The 14,918-nt window shown below is 57.3% G+C and carries 12 protein-coding genes and 1 pseudogene; 6 read left to right on the forward strand and 7 right to left on the reverse strand.

The features are described 5' to 3' along the window. Positions 1-18 precede the first annotated feature (18 nt). The 4 genes from AC4HNJ_RS16170 to AC4HNJ_RS16185 all read left to right on the forward strand — a co-directional run bounded on the left by AC4HNJ_RS16170 (position 19) and on the right by AC4HNJ_RS16185 (position 4,448). Positions 19-1,155, forward strand: coding sequence for a hypothetical protein (locus AC4HNJ_RS16170; protein WP_490480628.1), 1,137 nt, complete (start codon positions 19-21; stop codon positions 1,153-1,155). Between the two features lie 663 nt (positions 1,156-1,818). Beyond that, complete coding sequence (locus tag AC4HNJ_RS16175; RefSeq protein ID WP_490480629.1) at positions 1,819-2,895, forward strand: hypothetical protein; 1,077 nt, start codon at positions 1,819-1,821, stop codon at positions 2,893-2,895. Further along, positions 2,876-3,598 (forward strand): hypothetical protein, encoded by a 723-nt coding sequence (locus AC4HNJ_RS16180; protein WP_490480630.1) that lies wholly within the window; start codon positions 2,876-2,878, stop codon positions 3,596-3,598. The genes AC4HNJ_RS16175 and AC4HNJ_RS16180 overlap by 20 nt, the downstream gene beginning before the upstream one ends. A 25-nt stretch (positions 3,599-3,623) precedes the next feature. Next, positions 3,624-4,448 (forward strand): AbiJ-NTD4 domain-containing protein, encoded by an 825-nt coding sequence (locus AC4HNJ_RS16185; protein WP_490480631.1) that lies wholly within the window; start codon positions 3,624-3,626, stop codon positions 4,446-4,448. A gap of 240 nt (positions 4,449-4,688) precedes the next feature. On the opposite strand, the gene AC4HNJ_RS16190 is transcribed toward AC4HNJ_RS16185, so the two are convergent. From AC4HNJ_RS16190 to AC4HNJ_RS16220, 7 genes and pseudogenes are all read right to left on the reverse strand, one after another. Further along, positions 4,689-5,468, reverse strand: a complete 780-nt coding sequence (locus tag AC4HNJ_RS16190; RefSeq protein WP_490480632.1) for a hypothetical protein — start codon at positions 5,466-5,468, stop codon at positions 4,689-4,691. Between the two features lie 21 nt (positions 5,469-5,489). Further along, positions 5,490-6,173: a hypothetical protein gene (locus AC4HNJ_RS16195; RefSeq protein ID WP_490480633.1), complete on the reverse strand. Its 684-nt coding sequence runs from the start codon at positions 6,171-6,173 to the stop codon at positions 5,490-5,492. A 257-nt stretch (positions 6,174-6,430) separates the two neighbouring features. Beyond that, entirely contained in the window at positions 6,431-6,949 is a 519-nt protein-coding gene (locus AC4HNJ_RS16200; protein ID WP_490480634.1) for a hypothetical protein, read from the reverse strand. Between the two features lie 599 nt (positions 6,950-7,548). Beyond that, positions 7,549-8,538: pseudogene (locus AC4HNJ_RS16205) on the reverse strand (1-aminocyclopropane-1-carboxylate deaminase); the annotation flags it as partial. Between the two features lie 408 nt (positions 8,539-8,946). Continuing rightward, positions 8,947-10,014 carry a CPBP family intramembrane glutamic endopeptidase gene (locus AC4HNJ_RS16210; protein ID WP_490480635.1) on the reverse strand — a complete coding sequence of 356 codons (1,068 nt, stop codon included), beginning with the start codon at positions 10,012-10,014 and terminating at the stop codon, positions 8,947-8,949. Between the two features lie 87 nt (positions 10,015-10,101). Then, on the reverse strand, positions 10,102-10,890 hold the full coding sequence (locus AC4HNJ_RS16215) for a LytR/AlgR family response regulator transcription factor (protein ID WP_490480636.1): 789 nt from the start codon (positions 10,888-10,890) through the stop codon (positions 10,102-10,104). Beyond that, on the reverse strand, positions 10,887-12,047 hold the full coding sequence (locus AC4HNJ_RS16220) for a sensor histidine kinase (protein WP_490480637.1): 1,161 nt from the start codon (positions 12,045-12,047) through the stop codon (positions 10,887-10,889). Before AC4HNJ_RS16220 ends, AC4HNJ_RS16215 begins: the two co-directional genes overlap by 4 nt. Before the next feature lie 174 nt (positions 12,048-12,221). Between AC4HNJ_RS16220 and AC4HNJ_RS16225 the strand changes: the two genes are divergently transcribed. Together AC4HNJ_RS16225 and AC4HNJ_RS16230 are read left to right on the forward strand one after the other, a co-directional pair. Beyond that, complete coding sequence (locus AC4HNJ_RS16225) at positions 12,222-12,806, forward strand: TetR/AcrR family transcriptional regulator (protein ID WP_490480638.1); 585 nt, start codon at positions 12,222-12,224, stop codon at positions 12,804-12,806. A 104-nt stretch (positions 12,807-12,910) separates the two neighbouring features. Then, positions 12,911-14,818 carry a M61 family metallopeptidase gene (locus AC4HNJ_RS16230; protein ID WP_490480639.1) on the forward strand — a complete coding sequence of 636 codons (1,908 nt, stop codon included), beginning with the start codon at positions 12,911-12,913 and terminating at the stop codon, positions 14,816-14,818. Positions 14,819-14,918 lie beyond the last annotated feature (100 nt).

Here is a 14,918-nt window from a genome sequence, read left to right on the forward strand (position 1 = left end):
TCCCTCACGGCGGCGCCAATGCCGCTCCCGCAGCTCCGGCCGCGCGCCAGCCTGGCGGCAGGTGCCCCGTGCTGGTGTCTCTCAGAGCTACCGTTCGGAGCGTGTCATCAACACCGCGAGCACGCCAAACCCCGGCACCGAAAAGCCGAAGAGGAGGCAATCAAGCGCCTGACGTTACCACGCACCTGCGCGCATCCAGATGCCCCCAGTGGATGCGGTAAAATCATCAAAGCGCACACCATTCAAGAGAACAGCGGCTTAAGCGTATTGGCCGAGGGCGGACACGTGACCGAGCTTGTGCTGGAGGACGGCGTGCTGCGCCAGGTGCCCAAGGGGATCGGCGTCGCTTCCACGTTCGAAGGTTTCTGCAAGGCTCATGACGGCACTCTCTTCGCGTCTGTGGAATCGGGACAGCGATCCGTTGACATGGTTGCGCTCTCCCTCCTTGCATTCCGTGCGCTGGCGTACTCTCGCCATCGCCAGGCCCGTGCCTTTGCGCGTGTGTCACGCTTTCGCCAGTTGGATGCCGGCCTCCCCCTCCGATTACAGGCGCGCTACCAGCGGACGATCCTTCCTATGCACGTCGGGTCTGCGCGATTAGCGGCTGACCTAACGGCAATGAAGGGCCAACTGGACCAGATGTATCGCAGCGGAAACTATGCCGGATTTAACGCTGCGGGGTGGCTCTTCTCCGACCCTCTTCCACTGGCCTACTCCGGTGCTTTCTATCCCGAGAGTGATGTCCATGGCACACCGCTGCAGCGCCTGGGCCATGGCAATGCCCCGTTCGACATCCTGTGCGCCACATTGACGCCTTGGAACGGCAAGACCCTCCTGGCGTTAGCCTGGATTGGCCAGCTGGATGGCCCGGCCGAGCGTTATGTGCGGTCCTTCGAAACGCTTGCAGACGACCAGAAGGCCAACGTAGCTGTACATGCTGGTTTCGAGGACCAGGAAAACTTGATGATGCGTCCCAGTTGGTGGGATGAGTTGCCGGATGCCTCCCGTGATGCCCTCAGAGCAAGGCGCATGGCCGGCACTGAGACCGGTCCGGACAAGATCCCGGGCGACCTAGGAAGTGCGCGGCCCCTGCTTTCCACGGTTGCGGTCGAGGCGAGCTATCGCTTCAGTGACGCGAACTTAAAGTCCGCCTGATTGCTTCGATCGTCGCGCCGAACGCGGCGTCACTCCGCAAGGTGCAATGGCACGGCTTGCGTCGCGATAAACCGTAGTGGTAGCCGCTCCGATAGCGAGCGGTTGATTGCTGCTCGTCGTCGCACGGTAGATGCGAATACCCGTGGAGGATCTGCCGATTGGCAGCCGCGATTACCGCTCCATTGGCCGTGGCCACGGCGGCATCAATTGTTCCGTCGAGTTCATTGACTTGGATGTACCGGACGTCGTCGCGGACGAAAACGTAGACGTGGTATTGCGGGTTCAAACTCACATCCGCGGTAGCAGTCGGCCAAGCCTGGCCGAGACCACTTGTTGAGGCGACCCTGCGCAGGCTACCCCCGAAATGCCCATCGCGAAAAGACCCGCGGCGACGGCGCGGCCAGGTAACTTGAACATAGAGGCTCCCTCAGTGGCGGCGTGGCGCACTTATCCCCAGAGGCTGAACTTTCTTGCGCTCGATGTGACGCCATCGCCGGGAAGGGTTGTCCGTGGCGTTCTCACCGGTGCCGGTGGGAATGGAGGCTCCCGTTCAGAACCATCCTTACCGATCTTACTTGCATTACCAACCTTACCGGGTGCAGACTGGGCCTGTGGTTGGGCGTGATGGACGCCAAAAGGACCCTTATGAGCATTCTGAGCTTCTTGACCCTGGAAGATCGCCAGACGGTGGACCCCCGCGAGGCCATAAAGTGGGGCGACGTTTCGATCGATGAAAAGATCCGTCCGCAAGAGCTGCCACGCCTTCACCACAGCGGCGTGCGGATCTACAACCTAGGAGCATTGACGGAGAACCGGCGCCTTTTCCTGCAGGAGTCGGCAGACCGAGTGTTGGCTGATGAAGGCCCGCAAGAGGTACAGATCCATGCCGGCAACAAATTGCACCACGCATGGATGCTCATTCGCGACGTGAGCGACTTCCGTATAAAAAACACGAGAAACGTAGTCTTCTTGTCCGATGCTCTGCTCTCGGCCGCGCCAATATCTGAAATCGACGAAGCGCTATTGGTCGAGGTGGCCTTGAATCCGCAAGATGACCCTGCATTCGCTCGGGCGGATCCGGAAGCGATGAAAAAGATGTTCGCGAGGTTGCGGACAACTTTGCGCGTTAGCCTGGCCCCATCGGCATCCACCGGCCATGGCATTCTCACGGATCCACCTGTGCTTAAGGTTGGGCGGATGACGCCCACTGAACGTTTGGCAGCTCAACGCGAGGACTTCCTTAACAGAGGTTGGCCTACAGCCGCCGAGTTGGCGCGTGCTTGGGGAAGCACTTCGGAAAACAGCTCGCGTTTTACGAGTTCACTGCGCCGAGAGAAAAAGCTCTTTGGCTTCTGGTCGACCCGGCATGGCGGAACGTATATCCATCCGGATTTTCAATTCCGTCACCGGACGCCTGATTCCAAGGAAGCGCTGTTGCCGCGCATACCTGACCTTCTCAAAACTCTCGAACGTATCCCAGGATTCAGTGACAGAGAAAACGAAGATGCCGGTCGTTGGCGTCGCTTGTTCTGGCTCTATACGGAGCGGCCAGAACTTAGCGAGCGGAGCTTGGCAGAAAAAACAGCACAAGCCCACGGGGTGAGCCCGTTGATGGCGCTACGCGACAGTGAGGGCTTGAGCGAGACGCCGCGCATGCCGGCGGATGTGTTTGAAGACTATCCCGACGCTGTAATCGAACTTGCTCGCAAGGATGCTGCTGATGACTGCGCCCGCGTATAAGCCACTGTTGCCAATTCTCTACATCAGCGAACTCGAAGTGGGCAGCGAGTGGTGGCATTGCTACACCTTGAGCTCACCGGACTACGACTGCGGCCCGCTGGTGACTTATGCGGCAGACTACCGCTTCGCGTTGGTGAATGACGTCCCGTTAGGGACTGTCGCGCGACATAGCTATTACATAGGGGCCAGCGAACGCAGTGCGCTTTTTGAAACTGTGCTTCGGACGTGTCCCATCGATCGGTATGGCTTTGTACATCTTCGACCTGGGCAGCTCGCAAACCGCGGATTAGTTAAGTTGCGCCTTAAACAAAAGATGCCCGTCATCAAACTCTACAGTCCGGCCAGGCATCGCCTGGGAATTGCAAAAGGGTCGGCACTGGACAAAGAACTTGACCACCTAACTCGAACGACGAATTACCTAGCTACGAACGACTATGCAGGACATCTGGATGCTCAGTGCAGAAATGACCCCACTGCGCAATTTCCACTGCCCGGCGTGATGTGGTCATCCCGCCAGATTGAAACGGACCTTGTCGCAGTGATGTTTACCCCACCGAACGACAAGACGAAATGGGACATCATTGAGGAAACTGAACTCGATACAGCGGAAGGACGTGCAAAGGTGAATGCCGCGCTCGCCGCTGGCGACATGCAATTGGCGGCTGACCCGCGCATGGTGCCGCCTGTTGGCACCGTTCCCTGAGGCTTATCCACGGTTGAGATGACGTATGGCCACTTTCTCCGAACGACACGGTTTCACGCCGCCAGATGCTGAGATCGTGACACGCGAGGCCCCTCCCGAATTGCGATCTGGGGTCGTCGCGCTGGCTTACGAGTCGGGTATGACGCCCAATAGCTTGCGACGCGTACTATGCAAGACGCTTTTCGTTGAGCCGGATTCAAATAATTGGAGCGAGTTTCCGAATGTTGACGGTGAGGTGCGTGGGTATTTTCAAGACATCGCCTGGTATGAAGTCTACGACTTGATTGAAGCAATCGCTCTTGACCTGCCTCAATCACTAACGCGTATTCGTCGACCAGGTAGCACGGACGTCGAGTCGATTGGATGCCCATATTTTGAACAGAGGCTCAACGCACTCTTCCGGAAGAAGGGCATCGGCTGGCAGATTATCAACCGTAAGATTGAATACCGAGGTACCGAGGCCTTTGAGAAGGCGTTACATGGTGTGCAGGAATTCGTTCGCGCGTCCGGACGCCCAACGGCCGCAACAGAGCTGCACGAAGCGATCAAGGATCTCAGCCGTCGACCTGAACCAGAAACCACCGGGGCGATTCAACACGCCATGGCGGCACTGGAATGTGTCGCGCGCGATCACGCGAGCTCGCGGGATACGCTCGGTGACGTGATCAAAAAGCACAGGGCACTTTTCCCCGCGCCCCTGGATGTGCTCATCGAAAAGGCATGGGGATATACCTCCAATTTTGGACGCCATTTGGTTGAGGGAAAAGCACCGAACTTCGAGGAAGCCGAATTGATTGTCGGACTTTCTGCAATCGTCAGTCGCTACCTCACGAGGAAGCGCGTGCAATAACTCGCAGTCTGTTGGCGGTTCACTCGAATGGATGTCGTTACCTACCGATCGTGTACGACGGTGAGCGTCACGTCTATCCGGCCCCAGTTGAAATAACAACAAACGCGGCCCGTCATGAGTGTGCGACTAGCGGTCATTTGCGTCACGCACTACCGCGTCTTGCTACTGGGCTGACGCGTGCGGTTCGTGCCTCTTGGGCACTGCTCCAGGGTTTCACAAAAAGGTAAGCAGCCGGCCTTTTCATAGGCCCTTTCGGGCTAATTCGCCGGGTCGACTCAGGGCGCTACGAATCGCCCTGACCATTGGTCGCTGACGGGGTGGACCGTACGATTCGTTGAAGATAAGGGTGACTTTGACGCCTTGATAGAAATGCAGCCGCATCATCGTCGGCGTCGAGCCCTGCGTGGCAATCACCTGGTATTCAAATACTCCCGGGTTGGCCCCGTGGTAAGGCACTTTTGCGAATATCGTATTGAACCCGCGAACCAACTTTTCCATGGGCTCGTTGACAGCGCGCGCGTCCGTTGGATCCACCGATCCAAGCAAAAACTCGGCATGCACTCGGATGGGTCCAAACCATTTCGCCTGAAAGTGATGGAAGTGCAATCCACGTCCGACGCCTTCAAGGGCGGCATCCAAACGATCACGGTCCACGTCGATGGCAATGCTCTCCCAGCGGGCGCCGGTCAAGGTGTCCACCGCGACGACGGGCACCGAGTTCAGGAACATGTTGTTGGCCAAATCCGGCCTTTTATCGATTCCTCGATACACCGCGTTTGCAAAATGGTTCTTGGCTATTCTGTTCCCGGGTACAGCGAATACAAGTGCATACTGCAGGAATAGATCGTCCTTTGACTTGGCGCCGTTGTGCGCGTCGCACGACGGCACAGTGATCAGCTGATTGCGGAGCGAAACGCCCTTTGGCAAATCCTTCGTGGCGGGGAACAAGCACCGTGGCGGCACATGCTCGACCGACGTGGCAGCCGCGTTGCACGCGTAACATGATTTTGCGTTGGTCATCGCTGTCCCTATCGATGGCACTTATTCGGTTCCCAGCGATTTCACGGGAACCGCCGGTTGGATCGTCGCCGGCGTTGCCTGATCATTGGAAGCGGCGAGTGCGCTTACCGGTAGCGGCATAGGGGGTTGCTGCGCTTGCGCCTGTCGCCGTTGCTCGCTTTCAACTTGGGCGCGCACAAGCGCCTCTTCGACATCCCATTCGCGATCCACTCTTTGCGGCAAGCCCGCCTGCTCCCGCAAGGTTCTCGCCGCGCGCAAGGCCTCGAGGCCGAGTTCGGCGTACAGCCGGCGGCGGGTGTCGAAATACGCGTCAAAGTCCGGCGGGTCGTAGTCATGCTCATCGACAGCCGCGATACGTTCGTTGGCTTCGTCAATCCGCAAGGGCAAGCTCAGTAGCGCGTCCGCCAGATCTGCCGGGACCGCCTGCCAGTCCACGTCAAACGCGGCTGTTTCAAAGTGCGGGGTGTGAACCTGGGGACGTCTCAACTCCTCCTCGTCGTACCGACCTTCGTCGTTGGCGACATTCGCCGCGGCGGATGCGAACCGTTCCAGCGCCTGGCTGACCACGATGGCCAGGTACACACTTCGTTTGTGGGTCTCATTGACCCGTATGCTCGCTTCGCGTCGGCCCGTTAGCCACGCGCCCAAGCCGACACCGCCGAGGGCGGTGATGCCATTGATCAGGGTGTTGGGCCAGTCTGCCATGTCACCGGTCCTCGCGGGGCGCAACGCCCATGGACAACGAGCGCGCTGACAACGGGGACCTTCGACGGATCTCATCGAGCACCTGGGGCGGCAGTCGGCCACGACGCCTCGTCCCCGGTGGCAGGGCCACTTCGCTGCTGCCTGGATCGTTTTCATCGCGCATCGCATGCCCTCCTCGGCGCCACGATATCGTTATGCGTAACGAAAAATAATTCCATTACCCGTAACGAAAAAGCGCGCTCGACTCACGCGCCGACCTACGGGGTACGGTCGTAAGCGCGGTGTTCTTCTAGCCATTCCGGCCGGAACTCGTGCCCGTCCGCGATCGCCAGGTTAATCGGCGTCAGGACGCTGTGCACCGCGTTCGTCAGCGCATCGATGACACTCGCCCCGTACGTGTTGCTCTTGGGCGTGAAGTGCTGGTCCATCGGCGTATTGGCGAAATGGCTGGTGATCCAGTTGAACGGCTCGGCGGCCTCATTCCCTTCCCATACCTTGATGCGCAGCGGAATGGCCGCGCCTCGTTTGGGCTGCAAGCGCACTACAAATTCCAGTGCAACGGTGCCCCCGACAAAGCCGGCGCGGCTGTTGATGTCGTTGTGCAAGAAGCGCAGGACGTCCTCGGCGGTGATGGGACTCCCCAATGGAACAGTGACCATGAAAACCTCGGCGGTGCTGGCGGTGACGGAATCCAGATGGGGACGGATGGGCCCGGCCGGTAGGGCGTGATTGAAAAATTCATCCCACCCCTTGACGTGGCCCCAGGCGCGAACCATTGGTTGCAGCTATCCGCGGTGGATCCTCGGGCGCTACATACCTGTGCTCGCCTCACGGACGCCGTGTGCGAGTACATCGGCGATAGGGACGAACTCGACGTGTGTAGGTCGCCTGCTGCTCAAAAATCCAACGCTATGGACTGCGGCGGCACCCCTCGTAGCCGAACCCATGCCGAAGACGACAACGAAAAGTAGAGCAAAGAAAGCTCAGGCCGCGCAAGGGGATGCCACGGTCAGCCCGTCACATCAACTCGAAGCGCAAACCGAAACGCTGCGTCTAAGCGGCGAATTCGCGGCAGATTGTTGGCCGTTCCTGGAAATCCTGGACGGTTTGTTGGCACATCCTGCAAATCGGAGGCGGGTTGTCGGTCAGACGGCGGATACGGGGCGGTTTGTTGGCTGGTCGTTGAGCTAACAAACTGCCATGGCCAATCGCCGTTTTGGCTTATATTCAGGCACTTACAAAAGGGGCGGTTTCAGGTCGTCAGACAACGGATGTCAGCAGTCCTGTTCACAGCAGCCCTGAGCAATTCTCATGCTCCGTGATTCCGATAGTTCAGCTGTGCCACTGGCAGAAGCCGACAGGCACGTTCCAGCATTCAACCATTCTTGAACAGGAAGCTGTACGCGCTCAGTGCCGGCGCGCCGCCAAGATGCGCGTACAGCACGCGGGAGCCTTCAGGGAACTCTCCACCGCGAACCATATCGATCATGCCCTGCATAGATTTGCCTTCGTATACGGGGTCGGTCATTATGCCTTCCGTCTTTGCACACAGGCGGATCGCTTCAAGCGTGCCCTCCGACGGCAGGCCGTATTCAGGACCGCCGTAGCGCGTGTCCAGCACGACATCTTCATCGCGAATCGCCCGTCCGAGTTCCACCAGGTCTGCGGTATGACGTGCAATCCGCAGAATCTGCTCGCGCGTCTGTTTCGGTTTAGCCGATGCGTCAATACCGATGACCCGGTCAGCGCGACCGTCATCTGCGAAACCGACGACCATACCCGCCTGGGTGCTGCCCGTGACCGAACAGACGACGATGTAGTCGAACTTGAATCCCAGTTCGGCTTCCTGGGCGCGCACTTCCTCCGCGAATCCCACGAAACCCAGTCCCCCCAGTCGATGCTCCGAGCAGCCGGCAGGAATCGGATACGGCTTACTACCTGCGGCACGAACGCTCTCCATGGCGTCTTCCCAACTACGACGAATGCCGATATCAAAACTGTCACTGACAAGGCGTACATCCGCACCCATCATGCGAGACATCTGGATATTCCCAACGCGGTCATAGACGGCATCGTAATAGTTCACCCAATTCTCCTGAACCAGCACGCATTTCAAGCCAAGATGGGCCGCGACAGCGGCGACCTGCCGGGTCTGGTTCGACTGGATGCCACCGATCGACACCAGCGTATCCGCACCAGACGCCAAGGCATCAGGGATGATGTATTCGAGCTTGCGCGTCTTGTTGCCCCCGAACGCCAGACCGCTGTTGCAGTCTTCGCGCTTCGCGTACAGATGGACTTTGCCACCCAAGGCTTCACTGAGGCGCGGCAAGGCGTGAATGGCGGTGGGGCCGAAGGTCAGCTTGTGACGGGAAAACGATCAAGATTCACACGGGTTCTCCGAATAAATGGATATGGGATTTCGACAGCCGGGCTTTTGCATCGGCGCCGCACCACCAAATAGTAGAAAAAGACCGCGAAACGTGGTTGCGAACAAAGGCGTGAGATTCCACACTTCAGGCCGTCTTGGTATTTTTATTCCTTCATATATTTTTTAAAAATAAGGTATCGACGGCCCGCTGAGAAGGCGTGCCGACCTTTCCATAGGCTGTGTCGCCTGAAGACTTCGCTGTGCATCTTGCGCGATGGCAGCACCACACCGAGTATCAAACCCTCCATCCATAGCAAGGCTAGCCTACAATGCGCTCATCGCTTAGAAAGGTGCCTCTTCCAGCTGAAATATTGGCCGTCGCAACTCATCGAATAAAATCGGTTAGGGATATGGTCCGCCGACATATCTGGTTTCCATTCTCCGATTTCGAGTCGCAATGAGCAGGAATGCCAACGCCATCATGACCGCGAGAAAAGCGAACACGCTCCCTTCCGGACCCACTACGCCTCCGGTTATCCAGACCGAGCCATGGGGGTCGAAGCCGAACAGGTGTCCTTCATCCAAATAACCGCTGCCCGCTGCTCCGAATAATGGGGCGCTCGCCCAATTCCAACCGGTGTGATACCCAACTGACCACCACAAAGAACGCGTGCGATACACGGCATAAGCAAGCAACGCCCCCTGTGCACCAAGACGAATGAGCCATATCGCGCTCGTCCCCGGGTTACCAATGTGCACCATGGAGAACATCAATCCGGAAATGATGATGGCTCCTTTCCAACCCACAAAACGCTCCGCAACTAAAAGCACTGCCACCCTTCCATACAATTCTTCACCCAGCGCGCCGATGGCATCGAATGCGAGCCAGCCACTGCCATAGACGAGCGCAGAGACACCCGATTGACCGGACGTTGTGATCGTTGCGTCACCCAAGTTCGCAATGCCAAGAATCACCAATGCCATTACAAGTAAACCGATCAGTAGCCCGATCGTAAAATGGCGCACTCCAGTCCGATCCTTTAGCGGAAAGCCGTCGTATGGCTTCCCAAGAAAAATCCAGATTACTGCAACCAATAGAGCATTCCACATCAACCTGAAGACCATCAAGCCGCCATAATTAAGTAACGACATCTTCCCGTGAGAAAAAAGCGATAACCCGGCTAGTCGCTGCAGTGGCGACCAGACAGCATTTTCGACGGGATATTGAAAAAAATAGGCCGCGACGACCACTGCAAGAGGTAGCCACGACCTGGATTCGCGCCAATTCTGAGTTATATGATTCATCAGCTTCCCTCGAATATGTTCGCGCACGCCCTCTACCGATAACGTGAAGCCCCAGCACGTTTTGCTCTGGGACGTGGCCGGCAAACTTGCAGGAGTCGGGTGGCGGTGGAAAAGCATATCGAGACGCGTTTCATCGAGGTAACTCTCGTAGCCAGGAGCAATCATTAGATCGCCTTTCTCGCGAGGCAGCGCGGCAAGAGCGCGGGTATGCGTTGAACCGTAAGCTTCGTGCGACGAACCGGTGATAGATAACTAGCGATCGGCAACCGGGGTGGCATCGCTTCCATCGCTGATACCTCGCTCGAAAAGTGCCTGCCGCAGCGATTCGCTGTAGGTGCGGCTGACGCGAAGAACCGTGCCATCCAGGAGTTTTAGCTGTGAATCCCTGTTGGTCAGCGCCTGGATTTCCGCAATGCGATTGATCCTCACGACAGTGGAGCGATGAATGCGCACAAATTGGTACGGGTCGAGCTGCTCTATCAAGCGATGTACGCGCTCCCGCAGGAGGTAGACCCTGCCCTGTACGTGAAGACCGGCGTAATCGCCCGCGGCTTCCACCCATTCGATGTCCTCGACGGCAACGACCAGGTCCTTTCGCCCTGCCCTCACTGTGAAGCGTGCGGGCCACTTGGGCTGTTTCGTGACTGACAGGCGAACATCCTGCCTTCCTCCCCTGCGTAAAGCCAGTACATCCCGAGCACGTTGCAGGGCTTCGGCAAATCGCTCCTCATGAATCGGTTTCAGTAAATAGTCGAGGGCATAGACCTCGAAGGCGTTGAGCGCGAAGCGGTCATAAGCGCTGAGGAAGATAATCAGCGGCCGTTCGGCGGGTCTCATCGCATGTACGACATCAAGCCCGTTGGTGCCTGGCATTTGAATATCCATGAAGACGACATCAGGACCAAGCTCCTGGATGCCTCGCAAGGCTGCGCGACCATTAGCGGCCTCCCCGACCAATTCAACGTCACCGAATAACGAGAGGCGCTTGGTCACGCCGCGACGTGCCAAGGGCTCATCATCGACCACCAATACGCGCATCATGGAGTTACCGCGACATTCGAGGACATTTGACTGTCTGTTAGCGTGCGATAAGGCAAGTCCGCTGTCACAAGGCAACTGCCGTCATCGGCCACACTTATCATAAAGCGATAGTCCGTACCGTAAAGGTAATCCAGCCGGTCGCGCACGTTTTGCAACCCAATAGCCCCGCCTTCTTCCTCGCCTGAGGGCTGTTCAGCGCCCTGCTCGCTAACCCCCTCGTTCCATACCGTGATGTGAAGCCGCTTGTTCATCGCCTCGATTTGAATGCGCAGTTCACCGCCTTCGGCGCGCCGCGCAATGCCATGCCGGATCGCGTTTTCCACCAACGGCTGCAATAGCAAATACGGAACGGCTGCATTTAACGCGCTTGAGCTCACAGCAAGATTCATGGTCAGCCGCTCTCCCAGTCGAACCTTTTCGATCTCCAGATAATGCTCAGTAAACGCCAGTTCCTCCGCGACAGTCACTTCATGCGATGTCTTTTTGGCCAGCGTTACGCGCAAAAAATCGGCGAGCTGCGCAAGCATGCGCGTCGCATCATCGGGACGCTCATCGATCACGAGCGTGGAAATCGCGTTCAAGGTATTGAAAAGAAAATGGGGATGCACCTGGTAGCGAAGCGCCTTGAGCTCCGCTTCCCGGGCTAGTGCTGTTGCTGCAATCGCCCGTCGCGTTTCTTCCAGTGCCACGAGGTGGTAGCCCATACCGATGTACATGGCACAGTAGGCCATCAGCAGAAACCAGATGGTCTGCATGCGTAGCAAGGTCGACTCCCAGTGGAACTCACCAGTCACCACGTGAGTGAATAAGGCGAGTTTGACGAGCAGCGTGGTGGCACCCAAGGCCGCGACAAAAGTGATTACCAGAAGCAGCCACGATACTGTTCGCAAGGGCGTCCTCTTCCGCCACATCCTTCGCAAAAGCGCGGTGATCGGAAGCGCGGCGAGCGTATAAAAAACGAAGACGAGCGCGTCGTAACGCATCAGCCCCGGCTGATCGCTCAGCACGGTCAATGCGCCGATGACGCATGCCAACGCGCAAGGCCCCCATCCCAACAGCAATGTCAACGCCGCGGATGGACACGGTCGGCCGCGTGACGGGAAATGCGCGGGCGCCAGCCGAGCGTCGGCACGAGGCAGCGTGTTGATGTCTTTCATTGGCACAGCGCGTATAGCCTCTCTCAACAGGTCGCAAAATAGACGCTCAAGTTGCCAGCAAACAACTCAAACTTCGTCGAGCCGCATACCGAATAGACGCCGACCAGTGGGAATGGTTTGAGCGAAATACCACGGCATTGCAAATTGTACCTACTAGTATGTACAGTAAGATACATGGATACCAGAGAACGCCTGATTGAGAGCGCCCAGGAATTGTTATGGGAGCGGGGCTATGTCGGCATGAGTCCGAAAGCCATTCAGGACAGGGCCTCTGCTGGGCAAGGCAGCATGTATCACCACTTTGAAAACAAAGCGGCGCTCGCTTCGGCTGCCATTGCGCGAAGCGCTGAACAACTGTGCGAATCGGCTCGGCAAGAATTCGCGCAGCCCTGTTCCGCTCTCGATCGCATCGTTTCCTATCTCCATCGTGAGCGAGATGCACTACGCGGTTGTCGCATTGGAAGGCTGACTCAAGATCCAGAGATCATTGCCGACCCGCAACTGAGGCAGCCGGTCCAGGAGATGTTCGCGAAGCTGACGAAGGAACTGGCCTCTCTCATTGTGGAAGGCCAGCAAGCGGGAGAATTTCGCCTGGAGATGAATCCGGAAGATACGGCCTCCACCATTCTGGCCGTTCTCCAGGGTGCTTACGTGCTGGCACGGGCGGCGAATTCTGCTGAACCATTTAATCGCGCGATCACGGGAGCGATCTCCCTTTTGAAGCAGCAGCATGGCCTCAAGCGCGCTCCGCGAAAGTGAACCTTCATTACCACGTCCCATGTTCTTTGCAGGACGGAATGGGCCGTGCCCTCAGCGACCTTCAGAGAATCTTTTGATCTTTGACCTCTATCGGGGCTTTGCGCGTGCCACGCATCATTTCTTATTGCCTTACCGCGATCCTTGCAATTGCCATGAGCACGACTTGCAGCGTTGCCTCACCTGCGAAGCCGCCAATTCTTCTCAAGGTCGATCTGCGCGATGCACCGCGCAAACTCATTCATACGACGGAGATCATTCCCGCTGAGCCTGGGCCGATGATCCTCGCTTATCCCCAATGGCTTCCGGCCGTTCACCAGGCTGGACCTATCGATCAGCAAGCCGGCTTATTTATTACCGCCCATCGATTTGGTTCCGCAGCAGCGACGCCGATTCGTTGGGAACGCGACCCCGTGGAGCTTTACCTCTACCACATTGTGGTTCCGAAGGGTGCCACTTCCATTGAGGTGAACTTCGACTTCATCACCTCGGCCGATCCAACAGCCTGGGGATCCACTGACGCAAACATTGCGGCGCTCAATTGGAATACAGTTCTCCTGTATCCGTACCACGGACGATCTACGAAAGTAACTTCGATTGAGATCATGCCGACCATCGTTATGCCAGCGGGTTGGCGTTTCGCCTCAGCCCTGCAGTCCAACGAAGTATCTGCTCCATCTGAACTTTCAAATGCCGTCACCTTCCACACTGTCTCGCTTGAGCAGCTCGTCGATTCGCCGGTCATTTCGGGACGTTATTTTCGAGAAATCCTCTTAGCTCCGGAGATCACCCCGAAACATTATCTCGACTTGGTGGCCGACACGCCGGCATCGCTACAGATCGATCAATCGCATATCGATCGATTCAGCCAACTTGTTCGTCAGGCTGGGATTCTCTTTCATCATCGACACTACGATTCGTTCCACATGCTGGTCACACTGTCTGACCAGATCGCGGGAAACGCTTTCGATCATCACCAGTCTCTCGACAATCGCAGGCCCGCCGACTTCCTGACGAACGCAAGGTCACTCACGTTGTACGGGGACTATATTGCGCATGACTTCGTCCACAGCTGGAATGGACAATATCGGCGCCCTGTCAGCCTGATGATCGTCAACTACCAGATGCCCTTCATTGGCACCGATCTTTGGATCTACGAGGGGCTGACTGACTATCTTGCAAGAGTCCTCGCCGTTCGATCCGGCATCTGGACGCAGCAACAATTCCTCGATCAATGGAGTGAGACGGCCGCCCGCTTCGCCCACCGCCCTGGGAAAACTTGGCGCGACCTTCAAGATACAGCAACGATGGCACAGATCCTCTGGGCATCCGACAGTTCCGCCTACGAAAGCTGGCGGCTTGGCGGCTACGATTTTTATGGCGAGGGCGCTTTGATCTGGCTGGAAGTCGACACCACGATTCGCAATGGAACCGGCGGTAAGAAATCGCTCGATGACTTCCTGGCGCTCTTTTACGGTAAGGGCATCCATACTGGGCCCGATACGCTTCCTTTCACCGACGAGGATCTCGTCACCGCGCTGAACGCTGTTTATCCGTACGATTGGTCGTCTTTTTTCAAAGAACGTCTCCACGAGCTCACTCCACAGGCTCCCTTGGGAGGCCTTACGAAAGTTGGCTATCGTTTGGTCTACCGAGACACACCGAATGCGTGGACTGCACTTGCGGGCAAAAACGATTTCGAATATTCGATCGCTATGAAGGTGCGGTCGGACGGCGTCATTACCGATGTGCTCGCCGGTGGCATCGCGGATAAGGCGGGCTTTGCGCCGGGTATGAAACTTCTTTCCGTCAACGGGCAGCCTTTTTCGATCGATCGATTAAAGCGAGCGATCCGCACTGCCAAAATAGCCTCGGCTCCCATTGAATGCGCAGTTGAAAATAGCGGTGTCGACTCGACACTCGTCCTTGCGTATCACGGCGGAGAACAGTATCCGGCCCTGCAGCGGGTTGCCGGAACAAAGGATCGTCTCCTCGAAATAGCCACGTCCCGTTAGCGGCTTCGATTGCGCATCAGGCTGATATCGGGCAATAGATCTTGCGTGCAACGCCACCTAGGGCGAACTGACATCAAAGGATCCAAGCCCGACCTGCCCT

It is taken from the genome of Dyella sp. SYSU CM1112 (assembly GCF_058216415.1).

Excerpts from the sequence above, each read along its gene's own strand:
- AC4HNJ_RS16190 (WP_490480632.1), bottom strand. The coding sequence starts at position 5,468 with ATGACCAACGCAAAATCATGTTACGCGTGCAACGCGGCTGCCACGTCG.
- AC4HNJ_RS16210 (WP_490480635.1), bottom strand. The coding sequence starts at position 10,014 with ATGATTGCTCCTGGCTACGAGAGTTACCTCGATGAAACGCGTCTCGAT.
- AC4HNJ_RS16180 (WP_490480630.1), top strand. The coding sequence starts at position 2,876 with ATGACTGCGCCCGCGTATAAGCCACTGTTGCCAATTCTCTACATCAGC.
- AC4HNJ_RS16195 (WP_490480633.1), bottom strand. The coding sequence starts at position 6,173 with ATGGCAGACTGGCCCAACACCCTGATCAATGGCATCACCGCCCTCGGC.
- AC4HNJ_RS16220 (WP_490480637.1), bottom strand. The coding sequence starts at position 12,047 with ATGAAAGACATCAACACGCTGCCTCGTGCCGACGCTCGGCTGGCGCCC.
- AC4HNJ_RS16200 (WP_490480634.1), bottom strand. The coding sequence starts at position 6,949 with ATGGTTCGCGCCTGGGGCCACGTCAAGGGGTGGGATGAATTTTTCAAT.
- AC4HNJ_RS16215 (WP_490480636.1), bottom strand. The coding sequence starts at position 10,890 with ATGATGCGCGTATTGGTGGTCGATGATGAGCCCTTGGCACGTCGCGGC.
- AC4HNJ_RS16170 (WP_490480628.1), top strand. The coding sequence starts at position 19 with ATGCCGCTCCCGCAGCTCCGGCCGCGCGCCAGCCTGGCGGCAGGTGCC.
- AC4HNJ_RS16185 (WP_490480631.1), top strand. The coding sequence starts at position 3,624 with ATGGCCACTTTCTCCGAACGACACGGTTTCACGCCGCCAGATGCTGAG.
- AC4HNJ_RS16225 (WP_490480638.1), top strand. The coding sequence starts at position 12,222 with ATGGATACCAGAGAACGCCTGATTGAGAGCGCCCAGGAATTGTTATGG.